The sequence below is a fragment of the Azorhizobium doebereinerae UFLA1-100 genome (assembly GCF_000473085.1).
Classification (GTDB): domain Bacteria; phylum Pseudomonadota; class Alphaproteobacteria; order Rhizobiales; family Xanthobacteraceae; genus Azorhizobium; species Azorhizobium doebereinerae.
This window is the reverse complement of sequence record NZ_AXBA01000032.1, coordinates 1-22363: the sequence shown is the minus strand read 5'-3', so window position 1 is coordinate 22363 and position 22363 is coordinate 1. Positions and strand designations below refer to the sequence as shown.

At 67.5% G+C, this 22363-nt stretch carries 16 protein-coding genes and 1 tRNA gene; 10 read left to right on the top strand and 7 right to left on the bottom strand.

Annotated elements, in window-relative coordinates; translation table 11 throughout:
* Positions 1–18 precede the first annotated feature (18 nt).
* Positions 19–1047: a nicotinate-nucleotide--dimethylbenzimidazole phosphoribosyltransferase gene (gene cobT / locus YU1_RS0120285; protein ID WP_029005641.1), complete on the top strand. Its 1029-nt coding sequence runs from the start codon at positions 19–21 to the stop codon at positions 1045–1047.
* 30 nt (positions 1048–1077) lie between these two features.
* On the opposite strand, the gene YU1_RS30405 is transcribed toward cobT, so the two are convergent.
* A complete protein-coding gene (locus YU1_RS30405) occupies positions 1078–2067 on the bottom strand; it encodes a sensor histidine kinase (RefSeq protein WP_051357071.1) in 990 nt (329 codons plus the stop codon).
* 232 nt (positions 2068–2299) lie between these two features.
* Between YU1_RS30405 and YU1_RS30400 the strand changes: the two genes are divergently transcribed.
* The 4 genes from YU1_RS30400 (at position 2300) to YU1_RS0120260 (ending at position 8514) form a co-directional block, all read left to right on the top strand.
* Positions 2300–2803 carry a thermonuclease family protein gene (locus YU1_RS30400; protein ID WP_035716109.1) on the top strand — a complete coding sequence of 168 codons (504 nt, stop codon included), beginning with the start codon at positions 2300–2302 and terminating at the stop codon, positions 2801–2803.
* A 101-nt stretch (positions 2804–2904) separates the two neighbouring features.
* On the top strand, positions 2905–3663 hold the full coding sequence (locus YU1_RS30395) for an ImuA family protein (protein WP_035716095.1): 759 nt from the start codon (positions 2905–2907) through the stop codon (positions 3661–3663).
* Entirely contained in the window at positions 3584–5128 is a 1545-nt protein-coding gene (locus tag YU1_RS34505; RefSeq protein ID WP_084540001.1) for a Y-family DNA polymerase, read from the top strand. Before YU1_RS30395 ends, YU1_RS34505 begins: the two co-directional genes overlap by 80 nt.
* Complete coding sequence (locus tag YU1_RS0120260; RefSeq protein ID WP_035716092.1) at positions 5125–8514, top strand: error-prone DNA polymerase; 3390 nt, start codon at positions 5125–5127, stop codon at positions 8512–8514. Before YU1_RS34505 ends, YU1_RS0120260 begins: the two co-directional genes overlap by 4 nt.
* 278 nt (positions 8515–8792) lie before the next feature.
* Here YU1_RS0120260 and YU1_RS0120255 read toward each other — a convergent pair whose 3' ends face one another.
* The 3 genes from YU1_RS0120255 to ettA all read right to left on the bottom strand — a co-directional run bounded on the left by YU1_RS0120255 (position 8793) and on the right by ettA (position 13281).
* Positions 8793–10493: a methyl-accepting chemotaxis protein gene (locus tag YU1_RS0120255; RefSeq protein WP_029005638.1), complete on the bottom strand. Its 1701-nt coding sequence runs from the start codon at positions 10491–10493 to the stop codon at positions 8793–8795.
* A gap of 306 nt (positions 10494–10799) precedes the next feature.
* Positions 10800–11570: a trans-aconitate 2-methyltransferase gene (tam, locus tag YU1_RS0120250; RefSeq protein ID WP_029005637.1), complete on the bottom strand. Its 771-nt coding sequence runs from the start codon at positions 11568–11570 to the stop codon at positions 10800–10802.
* Between the two features lie 55 nt (positions 11571–11625).
* Positions 11626–13281, bottom strand: coding sequence for an energy-dependent translational throttle protein EttA (ettA, locus tag YU1_RS0120245; RefSeq protein WP_029005636.1), 1656 nt, complete (start codon positions 13279–13281; stop codon positions 11626–11628).
* A 107-nt stretch (positions 13282–13388) separates the two neighbouring features.
* Here ettA and YU1_RS0120240 point away from each other — a divergent pair, with 107 nt between their 5' ends.
* The 5 genes from YU1_RS0120240 (at position 13389) to YU1_RS30390 (ending at position 19842) form a co-directional block, all read left to right on the top strand.
* The gene (locus tag YU1_RS0120240; protein ID WP_029005635.1) at positions 13389–13889 is read left to right on the top strand and encodes a cupin domain-containing protein; all 501 of its coding nucleotides are present in this window, start codon (positions 13389–13391) and stop codon (positions 13887–13889) included.
* 172 nt (positions 13890–14061) lie between these two features.
* Positions 14062–14136, top strand: a tRNA-Gly gene (locus YU1_RS0120235).
* Between the two features lie 215 nt (positions 14137–14351).
* Entirely contained in the window at positions 14352–15131 is a 780-nt protein-coding gene (locus YU1_RS0120230) for a hypothetical protein (RefSeq protein ID WP_029005634.1), read from the top strand.
* Between the two features lie 34 nt (positions 15132–15165).
* Complete coding sequence (locus YU1_RS0120225; RefSeq protein WP_029005633.1) at positions 15166–15999, top strand: hypothetical protein; 834 nt, start codon at positions 15166–15168, stop codon at positions 15997–15999.
* Positions 16000–16053: 54 nt separating this feature from the next.
* Positions 16054–19842, top strand: coding sequence for an AAA family ATPase (locus YU1_RS30390; RefSeq protein ID WP_035716089.1), 3789 nt, complete (start codon positions 16054–16056; stop codon positions 19840–19842).
* A gap of 141 nt (positions 19843–19983) precedes the next feature.
* Here the strand turns inward: YU1_RS30390 and YU1_RS0120215 are convergent, their stop codons facing one another.
* The 3 genes from YU1_RS0120215 to YU1_RS0120205 all read right to left on the bottom strand — a co-directional run.
* Positions 19984–21486: an argonaute/piwi family protein gene (locus YU1_RS0120215; RefSeq protein ID WP_156922303.1), complete on the bottom strand. Its 1503-nt coding sequence runs from the start codon at positions 21484–21486 to the stop codon at positions 19984–19986.
* Entirely contained in the window at positions 21446–22072 is a 627-nt protein-coding gene (locus YU1_RS0120210; RefSeq protein ID WP_156922301.1) for a hypothetical protein, read from the bottom strand. Before YU1_RS0120210 ends, YU1_RS0120215 begins: the two co-directional genes overlap by 41 nt.
* 40 nt (positions 22073–22112) lie before the next feature.
* On the bottom strand, positions 22113–22363 hold a 251-nt coding region (locus YU1_RS0120205), incomplete at its 5' end, for an IS5/IS1182 family transposase (protein ID WP_029005630.1).

Below are 22363 nucleotides of genomic sequence, written 5' to 3'. Positions count from 1 at the left end.
GACCTGTCCCGAGTGCCCATGTCCGTTCAGAACCCCACCGGCCTGCCGTTCGATGACATCCGTCATCTCGTCGCCACCATGCCCGCCGCCGACACGGCGGCCGGGGACGCCGCGCGGGTGCGCCAGATCGACCTGCTGAAGCCGCCGGGCGCGCTTGGGCGCCTGGAAGAGATCGCCATCCACCTCGCCACCTGGCAGGGCAAGGCCATGCCCACGGCGGACCGGCCCATGGTGGCGGTGTTCGCCGCCACCCATGGCATCGCGGACCGCGGCGTGTCGCCCTATCCGGGCGCGGTGACCAAGCAGATGGTCGGCGCCTTCACCAACGGGAAGGCGGCGGTCAACCAGATCTGCTCCACCTTCGATGCCGGCCTCAGGGTGTTCGATCTCGCGCTCGACATGCCCACGCCCGACATCACCCAGGACGCGGCGCTGGACGAGCGCGCCTGCGCCGCCACCATCGCCTTCGGCATGCAGGCCATCGCCGGCGGGGCGGACGTGCTGGCGCTGGGCGAGATGGGCATCGGCAACACCACCATCGCCGCCGCCATCTGCACCGCGCTCTACGGCGGCGCGGCGGAGGACTGGGTCGGCGCCGGCACCGGCGCCACCGGCGCCGTGCTGGAGCGCAAGCTGGAGGCGGTGCGCGCCGCCATCGCCTTCCACGGGGCCGCCCTGTCGGACCCCTTGGAGGTGCTGCGCCGGGTCGGCGGCCGGGAGCTGGCCGCCATGGCCGGCGCCATCCTGGCCGCGCGCCACGAGCGGGTGCCGGTGGTTCTCGACGGCTATGTGGTGACGGCGGCGGCGGCGGTGCTGCATGCGCTCGATCCTTCCGCGCTCGACCATTGCCTCGCCGGCCATGTCTCCGGCGAGCGGGCCCATCGCCAGTTGCTGGATCAGCTGAAGCTCAAGCCCATCCTCGATCTCGGCATGCGGCTCGGCGAGGGCTCCGGCGCGGCGCTGGCGCTGGGCGTGGTGAAGGCGGCGGTGGCCTGCCACACCGGCATGGGCACCTTCTCGGAAGCCGGCGTCGCCAACAAGGACTGAGCGGGCTTGGCGGCGGTGCGGGCCTGACGCCTATTCGGCGGCGGCGAGGAGCGCCGCCGGCCGGAGCGGCTCGGCCGGCGCGGCTGCCTCGCCGAGGCGCCGCGCCACCGGGAAGGTGAGGGTGGCCCGCGTGCCACCCGCCGCGCGGTCGGAAAAGTCCAGCCGGGCGCCGTGCAGGCCGGCGAGCCCCTGGACGATGGCAAGGCCCAGCCCCGCGCCACGCCCGCTCGCCGGATCGAGCCGGCTTTCGCGATGATGCGGCGACGGGGTCAGCGGCAGTTCCGCCTCGCCCATGCCGGGGCCGGTATCTTCCACCGCCAGGCAGGGCGCGCCGTCCGGAGCGCAATCCACCACGAGGCGCACGGTGCCGCCCTCGGGCGTGAACTTCACCGCATTGGACAAGAGGTTCAGCACCATCTGCCGCACCGCCCGCTCGTCCGCCCACAGGCGGGGGCGGGCGGCTTCCTCGACCTCCAGGGCGATGGCCCGCCCGGTGGCGGCGAGGCGCATCATGTGGGCGCAGTCCTGCGCCAGGGTTCCGAGGCTGACGGCGGTCTCGAACAACTGGCGGTGCCCTGTCTCGATGCGGGCGAGGTCCAGGATGTCGTCGGCGAGCGAGAGCAGGTGCCGGCCGGAGGCGTGGATGTCCTGCGCATAGTCGCGATAGGCGGGCACCTGGTGGGGGCCGAGCACCTCCTGCGCCATCATCTCGGAAAAGCCGATCACCGCGTTCAGCGGGGTGCGCAATTCGTGGCTCATCTCGGCCAGGAAGCGTGACTTGGCCCGGCTTTCCGCCACGGCGGCGGCGAGCCGCGCGGCCTCGGCCTCGCCCGCCTGCGGGCGCGCGGCGGCGAGGCGCTGAAGGGTGCGGCGCAGGGTCAGCAGTTCCAGCCCGGCGAAGGCGAGCGGGGTGGCGGCGAGCCAAAGCAGGGGCGTGTGGAGGCGGGCGAGCAGCAGGCCGGCGACGAAGGCGATGAGCGCCCCGGCGAGCCAGCGCACGGAGCGGCGGGCCTCGGTCATCAGGGCATCGAATCCGTCCGCATCCGCCGCGGGAGCCCGGTCGGGCGCGAGGGCGCGGGGTGCGCGATCCGTGTGGGGCCCTGTCATATGCCCGAACCTTTTGCGCCTCGGCAGGCGGCTTAGTCCACCGGCACAGGCTCGGCCACGACTCCTGCGCCAGCAGGGTTTATGAAAGGTTAACGGCGGGCTTCGGCATTGACGCCACGCACCGGAATCGGGTTTGCGGAAGGCCATGCGCCTGCGTCCCCTGTCCACCGCCGATCTTGTCCTGGCCTTCGCGCTTCTGGCCGGCCTGTTCCTGCTGGCGGGTGGCCTGTCCGAGCACGTGAGCGGGAGGACCGAGGTGCTGGGCCCGGCGTTCGCCGTGGACGGCGACACGCTGGATGTGCGGGGCACGCGGATCCGCCTTGCGGGTATCGATGCGCCGGAACGGCACCAGACCTGCGGCGGCGCCACGACCTGGCCGTGCGGGGAGGCCGCCCAAACCGCGTTGCAGACCGCTCTGGCCGCCGGCGTCGCCCATTGCGAGGGCCGCGCGCGGGACGTCTACCACCGCCTCGTGGCCAGTTGCCGGGTGGGGGAGGTGGACATTGCGGAAAGCCTGGTGCGGGCGGGGCTCGCCTTGTCCACCGGCCGCTATTCCGCCTCCGAGCTGGAAGCGCGGGTGACGCGCCGGGGCCTGTGGAGCGGGCCGTTCGTGCGCCCCTCGGACTGGCGCGCCGAGCATCCGCGCTGATCCGGAGGCCGCCCGGCGCTGCCGTGCGGATCTGCCTGATCCGACCTGCTTGACTCTCGGCGGGGGAGGGGAGAGGCTAGAACAAAATAGGAACATGACCCATGCGCGCGACGGCTGAACAGCTCCGGGCGCTCCGCCAGGAGGTGGCCGGCCTCGAACGATGGCAGGCGGAGGCGCAACCACGGCGGGTGGCCCTCGGCCATCCGGAGATGGATGCCGCCTTGGGCGGCGGGCTGGAGCCGGGGCGGCTGCATGAGGTGTTCGCCGCCGAGCCGGGCGATGCCGCCAGCGCCTCGGGCTTCGCCGCCATGCTGGCGGCCCGGCTCGGCGGCGGCATCCTGTGGCTGCGGCAGGAGCAGGCGGGGCGGCAGGGCGGGGCGCTGCACGCGCCGGGCCTGTGCGAGATCGGCATCGATCCGGCCCGGCTGATCCTCGGCGTCCTGCCCGATCCCCTGGCGGTGCTGACGGCGGCGGGGGAGGCCGCCCGCTGCCCCGGCGTCGGGGTGGTGGTGGCCGAGCTGTGGCGCACCCCGCGCGTGCTCGACCTCACCGCCACCCGCCGCCTCTCGCTGGCGGCGGAAACCTCCGGCGCCAGCGTGCTGCTGCTGCGCGTGGAGGCGGAAGCCAGGCCCACGGCCGCCCAGAGCCGCTGGTCGGTGGGCACGGCGGCCTCGGTGCCGCTGGAGGCGGGCGCGCCGGGCTATCCGGCGCTCAGCGTGGCGCTGACGCGGCACAGGGGCGGCCCGCCCGGCGGGCCATGGCAGGTGGAGTGGGATCGTGATGGAGCATCTTTCCGGGCGTGGGGCGGGGGCGGGGCGGCGCTATCTGGCCCTCCACTTCCCGCTGCTGCCCACGGATAGGCTGCGCCGCCGCGGGATCGGCGCCGACGCGCCGCTGGTGGCGGTGGAGACGCAGCGCGGCGCCATGCGCATCGTGGCGAGCGACCGGCGGGCACTGGCGCTCGACATCATGCCGGGCCTTGCCTTGGCCGATGCCCGCGCCCGCGTGCCGGACCTCCTGGCCGAGGCGCACGACGCCCATGCGGACCGGCTCTGGCTGGAACGCCTGGCGGAGCTGTGCGACCGCTACACGCCCATGGTGGCGCTCGCCGCGCCCGACGGCCTGCTGCTGGACGTGACCGGCTGCGTCCACCTGTTCGGCGATGAGGCGGGCCTCGCCGCCGATGCCGCGCGGCAGATGGCCGGGCGGGGCCTGCATGTGCGCAAGGCCTTCGCCGGCACGCCGGAGGCGGCCCTCGCCCTGGCGCGCTTCCATCGCGGCCCGGTTGTGGACGAGGCGCAGGCCGTCCGCGGCCTGCCGGTGGCCGCGCTCCATCTGCCGGCGGACACCGCTCTGGCGCTGCGCCGGGCCGGGCTGGCCACCATCGGCGACCTCGCCGCGCGCCCCACCGCGCCGTTGAGCGCGCGCTTTGGCGCGGAGACGACCACGCAACTCGCCCGGCTGCTCGGGCGCGCGGACAGCCGCATCACGCCGCGCCGGGCGCCGCCAGCCCTGGTCTTCGCCCATCCCTTCGCCGAGCCGGTGGGGCGGATGGAGGCCGTGCTCGGCGCGCTCGGCGAACTGGCGGCGGCGGCCGGCGCCGCCCTGGAGGCCCGCGGCATGGGCGGCCGCCGCTTCGAGGCCCGCCTGTACCGCAGCGACGGGGAGGTGCGCGACCTGGCGGTGGAGACCGGCGCGCCGATCCGCGACCCCGCCGTGCTGCTGCGCCTGTTCGACGCCCGCATCGATGCCCTGGCCGATCCCATCGATCCCGGCTTCGGCTTCGATCTCGTCCGGCTCTGCGTGCCGGCCATCGAGCCGCTCACCGTCGCGCAGCTCGCTCTGGGGGAGGCGGCCGATCCGCAGGGCAGCCTGTCGGCCTTGGTGGATCGCCTGAGCACGCGGTTCGGGCGCGAGCGCTTCCGCCGCTTCCTGCCGCGCGACAGCCATATCCCCGAGCAGGCCCAGCGTGCCGTTCCCGCGCTCGCCGCCGGGCCGGCGCACTGGCCGGCGCCCGAGGCGGGCGAGCCGCCGCTGCGCCCGCTGCACCTGTTTCATCCGCCGCAACCCATCGAGGTGCTGTCGGAAGTGCCGGAGGGGCCGCCGCTGCGCTTCCGCTGGCGCGGCGGCACCCACGACGTGTTGCGCCAGGAAGGCCCCGAGCGCATCGGCGCGGAATGGTGGCACGACGTGCGCCGGCCGGGCGAGCCGCGCGATTACTACCGGGTCGAGGACAAGCGCGGCCGGCGCTTCTGGATCTTCCGCCACGGCGTGCACCAGGCGGCGCCCGCGCCCCGCTGGTACCTGCACGGGCTGTTCCCGTGAGCGGTTTCGCCGAGCTGGTGGCGGCCAGCAACTTCTCCTTCCTGCACGGCGCCTCCCATCCCGCCGAGATGGTCGGGCAGGCGGTGGCGCTCGGCCTTGCCGGGCTCGGCATCGCCGACCGCAACACGGTGGCCGGCGTGGTGCGCGCCCATGTGGCCCTGCGCGACGCGCCCAAGCGGGCGCGGGCCCTGCTGCTGGACGAGAAGGCGAAGCGGGGCGAGGCGCTGGTGCTCAGCGCGGCGGAGGAAGCGTCCTGCACCATCCCAGTGCGGCTCGCGGTGGGCGCGCGGCTGGTGTTCGCCGACGGCACGCCGGACATCGTCGCCTATCCGGCCACGCGCCTCGGCTGGGGCCGTCTCACCCGCCTGCTCACGGTGGGCAACCTGCGCGCCGTGAAGGGCGGCTGCATCCTGCGCTTCGAGGACCTGCTGGAATATCTCGATGATCTCCTGCTCATCGTCATGCCCGCGTCCACCGCCGCCCCGCAGGAGGCGCATCGCGCGCCGGTGGACTATGCCTTCAAGGACGAAGGCTGGACGGCGCCCCGGCTCAGCCTCGTGCCGCCCCCGGTGCCGCAGGGGCTGGAGGCTGTGCTGGCGCGCCTCGCTGGCGCGGCGCCGGAGCGGGTGTGGCTGGGCGCGGCCCTGCACCGGCGGGGCGGCGACGCCCGGCACCTGGCGCGGCTGCGCCGCATCGCCGCCGCCGCCCGCGTGCCGCTGCTCGCCACCAACGACGCGCTCTATGACGAGCCTGAGCGGCGTCCGCTGCACGATGTCCTCTCCTGCGTGCGCGCGGGGGTGACGATCGCCGTGGCGGGCCGGCGGCTGGAGGCCAATGCGGAGCGCCACCTGAAGGCGCCGCAGGAGATGGCGCGCCTGTTCCGCGCCTGCCCGGAGGCGGTCCGGGAGACGCTGCGCCTGCTGGCCCGCATCCATTTCACGCTGGACGACCTGAAGTATGAATATCCGCACGAGCCGGTGCCAGAGGGCTGGGCGCCGCAGGACTGGCTTGAGCATCTGGTCACCACCGCCGCGCACGCGCGCTACGGCGCGGTGCTGCCGGAAAAGGTACAGGGGCTGATCGCGGAGGAGTTCGCCCTCATCCGCAAGCAGAACTATGCCTATTACTTCCTGACCGTCCACGACCTCGTGACCTTCGCCCGCGCCCAGGAGCCGCCCATCCTGTGCCAAGGGCGCGGCTCGGCGGCCAATTCCATCGTCTGCTTCCTGCTCGGCATCACCTCGGTGGACCCGGAGCGGCACAATCTGCTGTTCTCCCGCTTCGTCTCCGAGGAGCGCCACGAGCCGCCGGACATCGACGTGGATTTCGAGCACGAGCGGCGCGAGGAGGTCATCCAGTACATCTACCGCCGCTACGGCCGACACCGGGCGGGCATCGCCGCCACCGTGATCCATTACCGCGCCCGCAGCGCGGTGCGCGAGGTGGCCAAGGTGCTGGGGCTGAGCGAGGACGTCTCCGACCGCCTCGCCGGCCTGGTCTGGGGCAGCCATTCCGACGCCATGGACGCCAAACGCATGGCGGAAGCCGGCTTCGACCCCGACAATCCGGAGATGGAGCGGCTGCGCTTCGTTCTGCGGCCGCTCCTCGCCATGGCCTTTCCGCGTCACCTCTCCCAGCACGTGGGCGGCTTCGTCCTGACCGAGAACCGGCTGGACGAGACCGTGCCGATCCACCACGCCGCCATGGAGGGGCGCAGCTTCATCGAATGGGACAAGGACGACATCGACGCGCTGAACCTGATGAAGGTGGACGTGCTGGCGCTCGGCATGCTCACCTGCATCCGCAAGGCCTTCGCGCTGATGCGGCAGCACGGGCTGGGCGCGCACACGCTGGAGGTGGACCTCACGGCCGACGACCCTGCCGTCTACGACATGCTGTGCGCCGGCGACAGCATCGGCGTGTTCCAAGTGGAGAGCCGGGCGCAGATCAACATGCTGCCGCGCCTGAAGCCCCGCAAGCTCTACGACCTCACCATCCAGGTGGCCATCGTGCGGCCCGGCCCCATCGAGGGCGACATGGTGCACCCCTATCTGCGCCGGCGCAGCGGGGAGGAGAAATGGGGCTTTCCCTCGCCGTCCCCGCCGCATCCGCCGGACGAGTTGCACGCGCTGCTCGGTGAGACCTTCGGCGTGCCGCTGTTCCAGGAGCAGGCCATGAAGCTCGCCATCACGGCGGCCAGCTTCACCCCCGGCGAGGCCAACCAGCTGCGCCGCGCCATGGCCACCTTCCGCAATGTGGGCACCATCCATACCTTCCGCGAGAAGATGGTGGAGGGCATGGCGGCGCGCGGCTACGAGCGGGCCTTCGCCGAGCGCTGCTTCAAACAGATCGAGGGCTTCGGCAGCTACGGCTTTCCGGAGAGCCATGCCTTGTCCTTCGCCCGGCTGGTCTATGTCTCGTCCTGGATCAAGTGCCACCACCCGGCGGTGTTCGCCTGCGCGCTGCTCAACTCCCAGCCCATGGGCTTCTATGCCCCGGCGCAGATCGTGCGGGATGCGCGCGACCACGGCGTGGAGGTGCGTTGCGTCGATGTGAACGCCAGCCTGTGGGACAACAGCCTGGAGCCGGCGGCGGGCGGGCGGCTGGCGCTGCGCCTCGGCTTCCGCCAGGCGGAGGGGTTCCGCGAGGACTGGGCGGAACGCCTCGCCGCGGCGCGGGCGCAGGGGCGGTTCGAGGGCATGGAGGCGCTGGCGCGGCGCGCCCGCCTGCCGTCCGGCGCGCTCCGCCTGCTGGCCGATGCGGACGCCTTCCGCTCCCTCGGTCTGGAGCGCCGCGCCGCGCTGTGGGAGGTTCGGCGCCTGCCGGAGGCGGAACTGCCGCTGTTCGCCTCCGCCCAGGCGCGGGAGCTGGGGACGGAGGCGGACATGGCCCTGCCCGCCATGTCCGATGCCGAGCATGTGGCCATCGACTACCAGACCACCCGCCTGTCCCTGAAGGGCCACCCCATGGCCTTCCTGCGCCCGGCCTTCCACGCGGCGGGGGTGCTCAGCTGCACCCAGACGTCGCAGGCGCGCAACGGCGCGCGGGTGCGCACGGCGGGCATCGTGCTGGTGCGCCAGCGGCCGGGGAAGGGAAACGCCATCTTCGTCACCCTGGAGGACGAGGGCGGCATCACCAATGTGCTGATCTGGGCCCGCCTGTTCGAGACGCTGCGCCGCCCGATCATGGCCGCGCGCCTGATGCTGGTGGCGGGCGAGGTGCAGCGCAGCCGCGAGGGCGTGGTGCATCTGATGGCGCGCCACGTGGAGGATTGCACGCCGCTGCTCGACCGGCATTTCGCGGCGGACGCGCCGGCCGCCGCCCCGCCGCGCCCCACCCATCCCCGCGACGTGCGCATCCTGCCGAAGTCGCGCGACTTCCACTGAGCGCCGGCTCGGGCGTGGGGCCCCGTCCGGGCCGGATCGGCAGCGGATGACCGCCGCGATCTGCTTGCCGAGCCAGGCGGGCTGTTCCGGGCATGGCGGGAATGGCCCCGGCAAAGGGGGGGCATTCCCCGCTCGTGCCGGGCGCGGGTCATACTGATCCCCCGATCAGCCATCGCACTCGCGTGCCCGGCGCGGGCGCTGGAGCCCGGCCGGAGAGCCGGGCAAAAAAAAGGATGCCCCGCCTTGGCGGGGCATCCTGTCCTTTACAGCGGGCGCAGTCAGCCGGCGCGAAGGTTGCGGACCACGCGTTCCACTTCCACCTGCAACTGCCCGGCCTGCCCCGCCAAAGCGGAGGACAGCGACATGAGCTGGGTGGAGGCGGCGCCGGTCATCTCGGCGGCGCGGCCGACGCCGCTGATGTTGTGGTTCACCGTCCCGGTGCCCTGCGCCGCCTGCTGGGTGTTCACCGCGATCTCGCGCGTGGCCGCGCCCTGCTCCTCGACCGCCGAGGCGATGGCCGAGGACGAGGTGCGGATGTCCGAGATGGTGGAGACGATGCGGTCGATGGAATCGACCGAGCGGTTGGTGGCCTGCTGGATCTCGCTCACCTTGGAGGCGATCTCCTCGGTGGCCTTGGCGGTCTGGGCGGCGAGCTGCTTGACCTCCTGGGCGACCACGGCGAAGCCCTTGCCCATCTCGCCGGCGCGCGCCGCCTCGATGGTGGCGTTGAGCGCCAGCAGGTTGGTCTGGCCGGCGATGTTGGTGATGAGGTCCACCACCTCGCCGATCTTGGCCGCCGACTGGGACAGCTCGTTGATCTCGGACTGCGTGCGGCCGGTCTCCTCGGCCGCCGCCGCGGCGATGCGCGCGGCGTTGGACACCTGGATGCCGATCTCGCGGATCGAGGCGCTCATCTCCTCGGTGGAGGCGGCGACCGTCTCCACGTTCGTGGACGCCTCTTCCGCCGCATGGCCCACGGCCTGCGCCTGGCGGGAGGTTTCCTCGGCGGTGGAGGAGAGGTTGCGCGCCGCCTCGGAGACTTCCGAGGACGACTTGGTGAAGGCGGTGGCGAGCGCGCCCATGGACGCCTCGAACGTGTCGGCGATGGCGTGGCGTTCCGCGCGCAGGCGCTCGGCGGCGCGCTGCTCCTCCAGCCTGGCGGCCTCGCGCATATGCTCGGCCTCCACGAGGCCCTGGCGGAAGATCTCGACGCCCCCGGCCAGCCGGCCGATCTCGTCGCGGCGGTCGGTGCCGGGAACCTCGACCTTCAGCTCGCCCTTCTCCAAGCGGCCCATGACACCGATGACCAGGGCCAGCGGCTGGACGATGCCGTAGCGCGAGATGAGGAAGGCCAGGACGAGGGAGACGAGGATGGCGGCGGCGGTGCCGCCGGAGAGAACGAGGATTTCGCGGCCGGAGGCGGCCTCCAGGGCGACGATATTGGCGTCCACACTCGCGGTGGTGTCGTCGACGACCTTGACGACCTCCAGGGCCACCTGCTGGATGGCGGGCGCGCAGACGGTGTTCATAAGGGCCGTCGCCTGCTCGATGGCCGACATGTCGGTGCTGTCGAGGGCGAGGCGCATCGCCTGGCCGCACTTGTCGGCGAAGCCGGCCAGGATCTTGGCGTGCAGCCGGTCGAACTCCCCGGCGCGCTCCGGCAGCGCGGCCTTGGCCGCCTCGAAGCGCTGGCGCAGGACCTCCTGGCCGTTCTTGAAATTGGTCTCGGCGGTCTTGTTGCCCTCCGCCGTGGTGGCGGTGATCGCCTGGAAGATGCTGCGCTCCATATAGGCGATCTGCCGGCTGACGCGGGCCAGGGCGACGTTGGCGCGGGCCTCGCCCTTCAGCAGGCCCTGATATTCGGTCGCCTGCCCCCGCAGCATCTGGGCGCTGATGAATGTCGCGAGGCCGGCGCAGCCGCCCAGGATCAGGATGACGAGGGCGATCTTGCCCATGATGGGCCAGTGTTTCAGCGACATGGAACTTCCCGCTACAGGCTCGCCCGCGCAGGCTGGAAGGTCGCGGACGTGACGAATTACCCCCCGGAATGGAGTGGTATCATGCAGCAGACCGTAGGCGTCGCAGCTTGCGTGGGGACTGCGCGACGTCTCAAGTTATTACACTTTATGCGCGAAACGGGCGTTGCGTGGCCAACTGGAGGTCGGGCCGCCTGTATCCGAAACGGCGCCTGTCAGCGCCCCTGACGTTTCCGCGCGGCCGAACGCGACGGCACGATCGCGCCCGGAGGGCACGGCGGTCGATCGGTCAGGAAGGGGGGCGGGCGATCAACGCCGGGCGATGATGAACAGGCGGGGGAAGGCCAGCAACACCTTGCCGTCCGCGCGGCGCGGATAGTCCTGCGTCAGGCGGGCCTTGTAGGCTTCGAGGAAGGCGGCCTGCTCGTCTGGGTCCAGGGGCTCCAGGAACGGGCGCAGCCCCGTGCCCTTCATCCATTCCACCACAGCCGCCGGATCGTTGAGCGGGTGGTGGTAGGTGGTGCGCCAGATATCGACCTTCGCCGCCAGCGGGCTCAGCAGGTCGTAATAGCTTTCCGTGGGGGGCAGCACCGTGCGCGCCGCGCTCGCCTGCGCCAGCTTGTCCGCCCATGGCCCCTCGGCGGCCACCCGGCGCATGCCCACATGGGTGGGTTCGTTGAGATTGTCCGGCATCTGCGCGGCGAGCACGCCGCCCTCGGAGAGCTGGGAGAGCAGGTGGGGAAACAGGGTGGCGTGGCCCGGCACCCATTGCAGCACGGCGTTGGCGAGGATCACGTCGGCCGGCTGGGCCAGCCGGAAGGTCGCCACGTCCGCCTCAATGAAGGTGGTGTGCGGCATGCGCCGGCGGGCCGTGTTCAGCATGTCCAGCGAGGTATCGACGCCGATGACCTCCGCCTCGGGATAGCGGTTGGCGAGGATCTCGGTGGAATTGCCGGGACCGCATCCCAGATCGACCACCCGGCGCGCCGCTTCCAGCGGAATCTGCGCCACGAGGTCCCGGGCGGGCCGGGTGCGCTCGTCCTCGAAGGTGAGATAAAGCCGCGCGTTCCAATCCGCGATCATGTCCCCTCCCGAAATGAAAACGCCCGCCGGAGACTATCCGGCGGGCGTGCAATCAACGCGAGAACTTTTTGTACTGGATCCGCTTCGGGATCGTTGAATCGATACCAAGCCGGCGCTTCTTGTCTTCCTCGTAATCCTGGAAGTTGCCCTCGAACCATTCCACGTGGCTGTCGCCCTCGAAGGCCAGCATGTGGGTGGCGATGCGGTCCAGGAAGAAGCGGTCATGCGAGATGATGACGGCGCAGCCGGCATAATCCTCCAGCGCCTCTTCCAGCGCCCGCAGGGTGTCCACGTCGAGGTCGTTGGTGGGCTCGTCGAGGAGCAGCACGTTGCCGCCCTCCTGCAGAACCTTGGCCAGATGCACGCGATTGCGCTCACCGCCCGAGAGCATGCCGACCTTCTTCTGCTGGTCGCCGCCCTTGAAGTTGAAGGCCGCGCAATAGGCGCGCGAGGGGATTTCCTTCTTGCCCACGTAGATCACGTCGAGGCCGCCGGAGATTTCCTCCCACACGGTCTTCTTCGGGTCGAGGGCGTCGCGGCTCTGGTCCACGTAGCCGAGCTTCACCGAATCGCCGATCGTGATGGTGCCGTTGTCCGGCTTCTCCTGGCCGGCGATCATCTTGAACAGCGTGGTCTTGCCCGCGCCGTTCGGCCCGATGACGCCGACGATGCCGCCCGGCGGCAGCTTGAACGACAGGTCGTCGATCAGCATGCGCTCGCCGAACGACTTGCTGATGCCGTCGAAGCCGATGACGTTCTGGCCGAGGCGCTCGGCCACGGGGATGACGATCTGGGTGGCGCTGGGGGTGCGCTGGGAGGCGCGCTCCAGCAGGTCCTCATAGCGCTGGATACGCGCCTTGTTCTTGGCCTGGCGGGCCTTGGGCGAGGCGCCGATCCATTCCTGCTCGCGGGCCAGCGCGCGCTCGCGCGCCTCGTCCTCGCGGCCTTCCTGGTGCAGGCGCTTCTGCTTCTGCACCAGCCAGGAGGAATAATTGCCCTCGTAGGGAATGCCGCGGCCGCGATCCAGCTCCAGGATCCAGCCGGTGACATTGTCGAGGAAGTAGCGGTCATGGGTGACGATCAGGATCGCGCCCGGATAGGTCCGCAGATGGCCTTCCAGCCACGCCGTGGTCTCGGCGTCCAGATGGTTGGTGGGCTCGTCCAGCAGCAGCAGTTCCGGCTGCTCCAGCAGCAGGCGGCACAGCGCCACGCGGCGGCGCTCGCCGCCCGAGAGCTTGGTGACGTCCGCGTCGTCCGCCGGGCAGCGCAGGGCGTCCATCGCCTGGTCCACCTTGCTGTCCAGGTCCCACAGGCCCTGCGCCTCGATCTCGTCCTGGAGGCGGGTCATCTCGTCCGCCGTCTCCTCGGAATAGTTCATGGCGAGGTCGTTGTAGCGGGCGAGGATCGCCACCTGCTTGGCCACGCCGTCGAGCACGTTCTCGCGGATGGACTTGGTGGGGTCGAGCTGCGGCTCCTGGGCGAGATAGCCGACGCGGATGCCTTCCGCCGGGCGCGCCTCGCCGGAGAATTCCTTGTCCATGCCGGCCATGATGCGCAGCAGGGTGGACTTGCCCGAGCCGTTGTTGCCCAGCACGCCGATCTTGGCGTCGGGGAAGAACGACAGGTGCACGTTCTCCAGCACCTTCTTGCCGCCGGGATAGGCCTTGGTCAGGCCGTGCATGTGATAAGCGTATTGATAGGAGGCCATGCGCCACCGGCTCCGGAGAAGGGCTGCGTGAGTTTGGCGCCGTTCTAGCCGGACCCGGAGCGGGCGGCAAGCAAGGCGCGGCATGGGCCGTAAGCGGGAGGTATAATATGGGTGACCATCACGACCATCACGACCATGTTCACCCGGCATCGGGCGCGGTGGACTGGCGCGAGCATGGGGTGAAGGTGGTGCCGGGCGATCAACTCGACCCCAACACCGCCCAGACGCCGGGGATGAACCGGGCCACCGCCATCAACCGGGCGCGGGCGGGGGCGGAGAAGCTGTGGGCCGGCACGGTGCATATCCACCCCGACGCCAAGACCGGCGCGCACCACCATGGCGACCTGGAGAGCGTGATCTTCGTGGTGAAGGGCCGCGCCCGCATGCGCTGGGGCGACCATCTGGAATTCACCGCCGAGGCCGGGCCGGGCGACTTCATCTATGTGCCGCCTTATGTGCCGCACCAGGAGATCAACGCCTCGCCGGACGAGGTGCTGGAATGTGTGCTGGTGCGTTCCGGCCAGGACCCGGTGGTGGTCAATCTCGACATCGCGCCGGTGGAGGCGCCGACCACGGTGAAATGGATCGACCCGATCCACAAGGCGTGAGCCCGGCCGCTGGCCGGCGCGCGGCGCGCCTCTGTCCACAGGGCGATCCTTTTGCGGCAAAGGGTTTTTCGCCTGCCGGCGAAAACAAGCGAGAAGCGCTGTTGCAATCCAGATCGGCTTTTGGCATAGAGACGCACCGCCGCAGGGGCTTTGGCCCCGCCGGCAGCTGGATGCGGGCGTAGCTCAGGGGTAGAGCACAACCTTGCCAAGGTTGGGGTCGAGGGTTCGAATCCCTTCGCCCGCTCCAAATTTCCCTAGGGAAATCAGAGCGTTATGAGAAGGCCGCCGCGAGGCGGCCTTTCGCTTTTCCGCCGTGGTGTCCACATGGTGTCCACCACGATGCGAGTGCGGACACGTTGTGCTCCCGCCTCGCGGCCACGCTACATACGATCTTGCCGGGCGGCAGCCCAGTCGCCACCTCATTGCAGAATCCATTATGAAGGCCGAGGCCGCCTACCAGCCATGAGCACCCCTCTCACCGCGTCCGAACTCGCTTTCGAGCATTGGTGCCAGATCCAAGGCATCGAGTATCGGCGTGTCCGCGAGGCGAACGCGCAGGGCCATAAGCGGCCCGACTACGTCATGAGGGTGATACCGCACCTGTGTTTCGTCGAGATCAAGGAACTCGCCGAGACACCCGCTGAGGTGGATATGATGCATGAGTTGCTGTCCGGCAAGCCGTCCTTGCGCTGGATTGACCCCGGCGTGCGGCTCCGCCAATCCATCAAGGATTCGGCCGCACAGTTGCGGAAATTCTCGTATCGCGGATTTCCCACAGTGGTGTGCTTCTTCGATACTACCGCTGGATTCCATCTGGAGCGGGTCCACGTCACCCAAGCGATGTTCGGCCGGGAGACCTTGCACTTCGAGGTTTCCAGCGACCCGGCACATGAGCCACGGTACTTGGGAATGTGGCACGGCAAGAGGGCGACGCTGACGAGCCGCAACAATACCTCCATCAGCGCGGTTGCGGTCTTGCGCCAACCGTTCGGGTCGGACCTGGTGATCGACCTCCATCATAATCCGCACGCCCGCGTGCCGATCCCTCCCACCCTTTCGGCACCCTTTGTGCGCAAGCAGTATGCGAAAGGACTTGACGATCCGGACCGGCGTGAGCCCTCGGTTCTTGACCTGATGCAAAGCGCCGAGTGGCAGGAGTGGCTCGACGACCCCGAGGGCAAGTGCGATCGGGAGGTTGAGAAGTGCCTAGGCGAGTTTCGCGCTAACCAGGCGCCATTATGATCTGGGCTGACGTCTCACCAACCTGGCGACATCGATGACAGCGATCAGCCAACCCTCGAAGGACGAGGCAATCCGGCTCATGCGTGGCGGTTTGGCCAAGGCGTTGATGGAGACCGCCGCAAAATACGTGATGCCGATCTGCTGGATCACTGCCCGGGATCGCAAACCTTGGATCATCGACAGCGGGTCCGCCTTCATCCTGGATTGCGGTACTGGACCGTTTCTGGTCACGGCGAACCACGTCTATCAAGGCTTTCTCGTCGACCGGCAATCCTACCCCGATGCCGTCTGTATCCTCGGCGAATTGCGCTTCGACCTCGCCGGCCGCTGTATCGCGTCCGATTCCGCCTATGACGTAGCAACCTTTCGGATCGAGGCAGATGAGATCGGCAAGCTTGCCAACTACGCCAATGGCAAAGCTATCCTCACCGGAAGCCAGAAATCATGGCCGCCCGGCCCCCCCCAAGTCGATCGGGGCATCTTCTTCGTTGGATTTCCGGGTGACGGCAGGGAAATGCGTCCCTATCGGGGAAACTCCTTGGTTGAGATAGACTGGCTCGGCTACACCGCCCTGGCTGTGGCAAGCGGCGTCAGCGACACCGACATCACGCTGGTGTTTGACCATGAGCAGGACTTTGACGTGGGGCTCCGGCCGACCACTCCGAGCGAGTGGGCGCTTGGCGGGTGCAGCGGGGCGCCGATACTGACCTTTATCGAGCATAACGGCATCTTTAGCTGGCGCCTCGGCGGGATCATCTACGAATCTAGCAGCCTCATCCTTAAGGCATCTCGAGCAAATTGCTTGAACATTGACGGCACATTGAATCCCTATCCCAATCCCATGGCCTATCACACGCGCAGGCAGTAGGCTGCCAAACGCCTCCCGCTAAAGCGAGAGACGGAGGGGAAAATCGGGGAAACCATGGCGACGCCGAAAATCATGCCGCGCGTGCCTCGCAGCCATTTGTCGGTGCGCGTTCCTTGGCATGATGCCGGTTGGGACGGCACCGTCTGTCGCGCGCCCAGGCAGAATTCGAGCTGCCTGGCGCTTAATCGCATCGGCGCCGCAAAGAGGGACGAGACAGAAGAGCGGCACACGGGGCAGTTCCTCGATTCGGTGCCGCACGACGAAGCGCCGCCATGTTTTTCGGAGCGCGTTAGCTTCCTGTCGGCCAGACCACAGCATCGTCTTGCCCGCCATGCCTATGCGCGAACCAGCAATGACCATCGGCATATCCGCGACACCCTCTTTCTTCATCCCGCCTTTTCAGCGGCCGCCACCCCCTTCGGCTGGCTTCTGAAGGACCGCGCATGGGGTGAAAAATGGAAGAAGGGCTCGATCGACGCCAACGCTCTTGCCGAGCGCTGGGGCATCGACTCACATCCCGAATATGAACCCGACGCTCCCGACTGGCTTCACGATCGGCCCTGGATCCAAGGCCATCGCAACCAGCAGGGCCTGCTAGACGCCTTCTTCTCGGCCATCGAACCGAAGGAGAGTCTCGTCTTCTTCTACGCCAAGCGAACGCCGCTGCTCGACGATGATCAATGGATCATCGTTGGGGCCGCCAAGGTGACGTCGATCGGCGACTTGCGCGAATGGGATTACGAGAGCGGCGCCACCAGCCCGATCCGCTCCTATCTGTGGGAGCGAAGCGTCTGTCATAGCCTGCGCCCCGACGGGTCGGGTGGTGTTCTCCTTCCCTTGCACGAGTTGCTCAAGCAGGCCGAGGCCGATCCGGCCCTCGACATCAGCGACTGCATCGCCTTCGTGCCGCCTGAATATCGGTCGGAATTCTCCTACGCGAGTGAGCTTGTCTCGCAGGGCACCGCGATCTCTGCCCTGCTGGCAATGAAGGAGGCGCTCGCGACTTTCGGCCGTCGCTTCGGCGGCGCTTGGGGGTCGCAGCTCAAATGGATAGATGAACGACTTGGCGAACTTTGGGAGCTTCGCGGGCCGTATCCTGGACTAGGATCGCTTCTCACAGCGCTCGGCGTCCCGCACGGCCATCAGCTCGCTCAGCACGCCTGGTCACTCGCCGGCAAAAATGGCGACACTTGGACTGCGCTCGGCAAGCTTGTTGCGGCTCCGGCCACGGCGCCGCGTGATCTCGTACCCCAGCTTGCTGCGCTCAAGGATATCTGGACCTACCTGCATTCAAATGCAGGCGCCAAACGGCAGACGCTGGCCAAGCTGCTGGCCAGGGTCAGTCTGTCATCGGAGCAGGCAGCGCGCTGGTGGGATCCAGCCGCGCGCAGCGCCGCGGAATTGAGCTATCTCGGCAAACCGATCGCAGACGACGCGATCGTCATTAATCCCTATTTGCTGTTCGAATGCGATCGAGGACAGGTCGATCCGATTGCCTTCCGCACAGTCGACCAGGCCGTCTTCCCTCAAGCCGCCGTGCTCGACGCCCATCCGGTGCCGGTGCCGTCGGCCATGACGGGACCGGTCGACGGCCGGCGTCTGCGCGCAGCGACCCTTTCGGCGCTCGAAGAGGCCGCCAACGACGGGCATACGCTCCTGGGTCGCGACATGGTCCTCGCTGCGGTCAAGGGTCTCGCCATCGAGCCTCCACTTCCAGCAACCACCGATCACTTCGAGATTCATGGCGAGGCCCTTAAGCCGCAGATCGAGCATTGCACGCTCGATGATGGCGCCCCCGCATTCCAGCTTGACCGCCTCGCGGCGGCACGGACGCTCATCGAGCGAACGGTCATCAAACGTGTACGGCAAGGCAAACGCCTCGACGTTCCCGTCGATTGGCGCGCCATGCTCGACAGTAATCTCCCAGGATCCGCGCCAAAAGGGTCGCTCGAGGACCAGGGCCGCAACGAAAAGGCGGCGGCGCTTCGCGAGCTTGCGGCGTCTCGGCTTTCGGTTCTGATCGGTGCCGCCGGCACCGGCAAAACCACCCTGCTACGGTTTCTCTGCCAGGCGGCCCCGATCAAGAATGCGGGCGTGCTCCTGCTCGCGCCAACAGGCAAGGCGCGCGTCAGACTGCAGACGCAAACCGGAATTTCGGCAAAGACTCTTGCACAATTTTTGCGGCCACGGCGATATCGCGAGGCGACGCAAAGCTACCATGTGATTGGCGATCTGGAGCGCTCCTCAGGACAAAAAACAGTGATCGTCGACGAGGCGTCGATGTTGACCGAAGAGCAGTTGGCAGCGCTCATTGACGCGTTGAGTTCAGTCGACCGCATCATATTGGTGGGCGACCCCAGCCAGTTGCCGCCAATCGGCGCGGGTCGCCCGTTCGTCGATATCGTCTCGTTGCTCGCCCCTGAAACCGTCACGCCAGGCACGCCAAGGGTCGCGCCTGGTTATGCGGAGTTGACTGTCGGTAGCCGGCAGCGCGGCGCTGACCGCAAGGACCTCGAGCTTGCCGATTTGTTCAGCGGGCGAGCTTCAGGCCCCGCGAGCGACGAGATCATTTCGCACCTCTACACCGGCTATAACGGAGACCATCTGCGCCTCTGCCTGTGGTCGTCCCCCTCTGATCTCGCATCCCTTCTTCCCCAGATCATGGCGGAGGAACTCGGCATTGATCCGGCCGATCGCGAGGCGTCTTTCTCCGAGCTTGCACTCGGCGGCACGCGCAGTGGCACCCATGTCTATTTCAACTTTTGGTCCTCCGGCCCGGCTGCGGACAAATGGCAGATCTTGTCGCCGCTGCGCGGCGACGCCGCCGGTACGCTGCTGACCAACCGGCTCGTCCAGAAATATTTTCGGGGCGAGACCCGCAAAGCCGCTGAACTGGCCGATCGTCGCTACGCCAAAGTTTCGCCGCCGATGGGCAATGACGGGATCATCTACGGCGACAAGGTGATCAACCTTGGAAACCATAGAAGAACCTGGGTCTATCCGGAGGCGGACTCGGACGGCAACACCTCGCTTTGCTACGTCGCGAATGGCGAGATCGGTATCGCGACCGGACCCTTTAGAAAGAAGGGCAAAAAGACGAACCTCAACAACGTCCGCGTCACTTTCTCCTCGCAAACCGGCTTTGAGTACACCTATTGGCCCAGCGATCTCGGCGAAGATGGCAGCCTGCTCGAACTGGCTTACGCGCTGACCGTCCATAAGGCCCAGGGCAGCGAGTTCGACACGGTGTTCGTGGTCTTGCCCAATCCTTGCAGAATCCTGTCCCGTGAACTTCTCTACACGGCGCTGACCCGTCAAAGTCGACGGCTCGTGATCCTGTGCCAGGGCGACCCGCATCGGCTGGTTGATTTCCGGCATCTGTCGGACGCGGCCCGTCGCCTCACCAATCTGTTTGCACCACCCCGACCGATCGTGGTTGGCACGCAGATCTTCGATGGAAAACACATTCATCGCTCGCGCCGAGGCGAACTGATGATCTCCAAATCGGAAGTGATCATCGCCAACGAGCTGCAAAGCGCCGGTCTTGATTACGCCTATGAGCGACCGCTGATCGTCTCGGACGGCAGCCGACGATATCCAGATTTCACCATCGAGGACGCTGAAACCGGCAACATCTGGTACTGGGAACATCTCGGCATGAAAGGGGACGCCGAATATGATCGGAAGTGGGCGCTGAAACTCCGATGGTATCGGGACAACGGCATCTTGCCGGACCAGGAGGGCGGCGGCCCCAACGGCATCCTTGTCACGACGGAAGAGTTTGGTGGGATTCAGACCGGCCAGATCACGGCGCTCATCTCAAAGATCAAGGAAGGAGCCTAGACTAGGCGGCTCGCCACCTAGTTTGCGGCGGGTGTGCGCACAATGTAATACTGTCGCGATGGGAAAGACGTGACGATGACGACGGGCACGCTACTGGCTGCATAGATGGACTCCCTTCGGCCGCCCAAAATTGGCGTCATTCTACGTATGAAATCGGAACGACGGATTCGGCGTCACGTTGTCGGAAAGCTCCGTCATTATCTCACCGACCTTCTTCGCAAATAGCAGGGTGACCGGGAGGCGCGTGATACCGTCGCTCGAATTCCAATTCATCTTGGACAACGTCAGTATTTCCCGTGATCGCGCCTCGATGTCCGTCGGTCCTGCCGACCCGATTTGAAGTGGCGCGGGAATGTGAGCTCCCGGGAATTCGTCCCACCAGGGCACGTATCCGCTCGTGAACAGATAGGAGTCGCCTTCGATCTGGCACAATGTGCCACGCCAAGGCTCCTCGGTGCCCTTTCGGACCATGCGGAACGATGTCTGCCGCAGCCAAACGAGATCGCAATTGGGAACGATGCCCTTGGCTCCATCGCGGAAACCCTCTTCTTCCTCCGGCTGATACATCGACGTCTTATGTACCACGACACGTTTTGGCTTCACGCCCGTCCGCAGTTCGTAGCCGTGCAAGATGTCTCGCATCATCCCGAATGCCTGATCCTTGTTGAGATAGGGCTGGCGATCTCTGCGCTGGTCGTGGTCGACATGCGCGCCCTTCAGGCAGAATGGTTCGTGATCCGATGAGAATGCCTGCGCCACACTGGCGTAGACGAGATGACCGCCGCGCTTCTTGAGATGATGGAACGACACCCCGATGAAGCAGACCCCATCGGGCAGATCCGCCGGGCGCCAGGGCAGGCCGCCGGCCTTGTAGTATAGCGCCGTCGCAAAGTTCCAAGCTCGTGTGGCTTGACTGTGCCCGGCGTCTTCAGGGCGGTCGATCGTGCCTCGGCGCAATACCTGGACCGGCACAGCGTTTTCGTACTTGTGCACCTTCGCCTTGAGTGCGCGGTAGAACGACCGAAAGAGAAGGTCTTCGGCTGTCGTGCGCAACGCTTCGGCTTCTGCGAGTTCCTCTTCCGTCGGTGCAAACAGATCGCCTTGCAGGCTTTCCTCTTCGGATTTGAGGATCTCCAGAGCCCTGCGTTCCTTTGCGGACAGCTCCGGGTTTTGAACGCGCAGATCACCCAGTGCATCTGGAATGCACACGACGATGCAGTCGGGGCGGATATCGCCGAACATGCTGCTCATGGGTCCCTCATAGAGTTCCACCAGCGCATCGAATTCGGCTGCTCTCATATGGTCACGGAACAACCGATCATGCTGAGCCTTGTCGATTGTCCGCACGAACTGAGGGTCAATCTCAAACCTAGCGCCGAGAGCCTTCTCACTACCCGGCCAGTCACGATAGCGCCGCGCATTTCGCTCGCGGGCCGGCCTGAACGCCGCCATGCTCGTGATCCAAGCGCTTGCCGCGTTTGTCTCCTCTGCCAGGCCGATCAAGCCCACGCGGATCGTTCGCAATCCACGGTGATCCGCAGGACCGTTTGCCGCAAGCGCCCGGCGAGGATCGAGATCTCGCCTCCCGTTACTGAACTGCAGTTCAGGCTCGGGCAGGCATTTGATCTTTATCGCCGTCGCCATCGATCAGTCCTTCCTCTGGAACATCGAGCGAAACAAACGCGCCCTCGAGCAGGAGATCCTCAATGGGCCCCCGGCCTAGATTGAGCACTGGCGCGCCCTGAGAAACGAACCGGGCCCAGAAAGTCAGGTCACTTTCGACGCTTTGATTGCGGTCGTACTTCATCCGCCGCGTGGCTTTTGCCGTCCTGGCATAGCCGGGCAGTGGTGTTCGGGCATCCGGCCCAGTGAACATATAGAACGGCTTCACTCGCACGCCCCACAGCGATCCGAGGCGGGCGATCTCATATGCAATGCCCTCGTTCTCAAACCACACACGCGGACGCTCCCCGCGCTGCTTCACGACCTCGCGTTCGACGCTTCGCTTGGCTGGCGTATCGTAGACCAGCAGCCGAGAGCCGCTGCGCTCGCCGAAGAAATACGCGCGCCTGTTCGTGCGCCTTTCCGCCTCGAGCATCAGGCCGCGGCCGTGAAGGCTCCGCAACTGGCCCTCGAAATGCTTTCGCAGCAGCCACGACAGCACGCGCGCGAGGTCGGGATCGGCTTCAATCTCCTCCCTCCGGCTTTCGCGGACCTTGGCCTCTTTCATCACGGGTTTAAGCACCGTCTGCACTAGGTGGTGTGGACAGTTACCTGATCCACAGGACGATGGCAGCGATTGTGACGATGGCGAGGTAGTTTCGCGCGGTCTTCTCGAAGCGGGTCGCGACACGCCTGAACTGCTTGAGCTTGGAGAAGCAGCATTCGATCAGGTGGCGCTGAGCGTAGAGGTGCCTGTCGAGGCTATGCTTCCTGGCGCGGGATGGATTGGACGGGATGACCGCCTGCGCGTTCCTTGCCGCGATTGTGGCGCGCAGGGCGTCGCTGTCATAGGCGGTAT

Excerpts from the sequence above, each read along its gene's own strand:
- YU1_RS0120210 (WP_156922301.1), bottom strand. The coding sequence starts at position 22,072 with ATGAAAGAGGCCAAGGTCCGCGAAAGCCGGAGGGAGGAGATTGAAGCC.
- cobT (WP_029005641.1), top strand. The coding sequence starts at position 19 with ATGTCCGTTCAGAACCCCACCGGCCTGCCGTTCGATGACATCCGTCAT.
- YU1_RS30400 (WP_035716109.1), top strand. The coding sequence starts at position 2,300 with ATGCGCCTGCGTCCCCTGTCCACCGCCGATCTTGTCCTGGCCTTCGCG.
- YU1_RS0120215 (WP_156922303.1), bottom strand. The coding sequence starts at position 21,486 with ATGGCGACGGCGATAAAGATCAAATGCCTGCCCGAGCCTGAACTGCAG.
- ettA (WP_029005636.1), bottom strand. The coding sequence starts at position 13,281 with ATGGCCTCCTATCAATACGCTTATCACATGCACGGCCTGACCAAGGCC.
- YU1_RS30390 (WP_035716089.1), top strand. The coding sequence starts at position 16,054 with ATGGCGACGCCGAAAATCATGCCGCGCGTGCCTCGCAGCCATTTGTCG.
- YU1_RS30395 (WP_035716095.1), top strand. The coding sequence starts at position 2,905 with ATGCGCGCGACGGCTGAACAGCTCCGGGCGCTCCGCCAGGAGGTGGCC.
- YU1_RS0120240 (WP_029005635.1), top strand. The coding sequence starts at position 13,389 with ATGGGTGACCATCACGACCATCACGACCATGTTCACCCGGCATCGGGC.
- YU1_RS0120225 (WP_029005633.1), top strand. The coding sequence starts at position 15,166 with ATGACAGCGATCAGCCAACCCTCGAAGGACGAGGCAATCCGGCTCATG.
- YU1_RS34505 (WP_084540001.1), top strand. The coding sequence starts at position 3,584 with ATGGAGCATCTTTCCGGGCGTGGGGCGGGGGCGGGGCGGCGCTATCTG.
- YU1_RS30405 (WP_051357071.1), bottom strand. The coding sequence starts at position 2,067 with ATGACCGAGGCCCGCCGCTCCGTGCGCTGGCTCGCCGGGGCGCTCATC.
- YU1_RS0120255 (WP_029005638.1), bottom strand. The coding sequence starts at position 10,493 with ATGTCGCTGAAACACTGGCCCATCATGGGCAAGATCGCCCTCGTCATC.
- YU1_RS0120230 (WP_029005634.1), top strand. The coding sequence starts at position 14,352 with ATGAGCACCCCTCTCACCGCGTCCGAACTCGCTTTCGAGCATTGGTGC.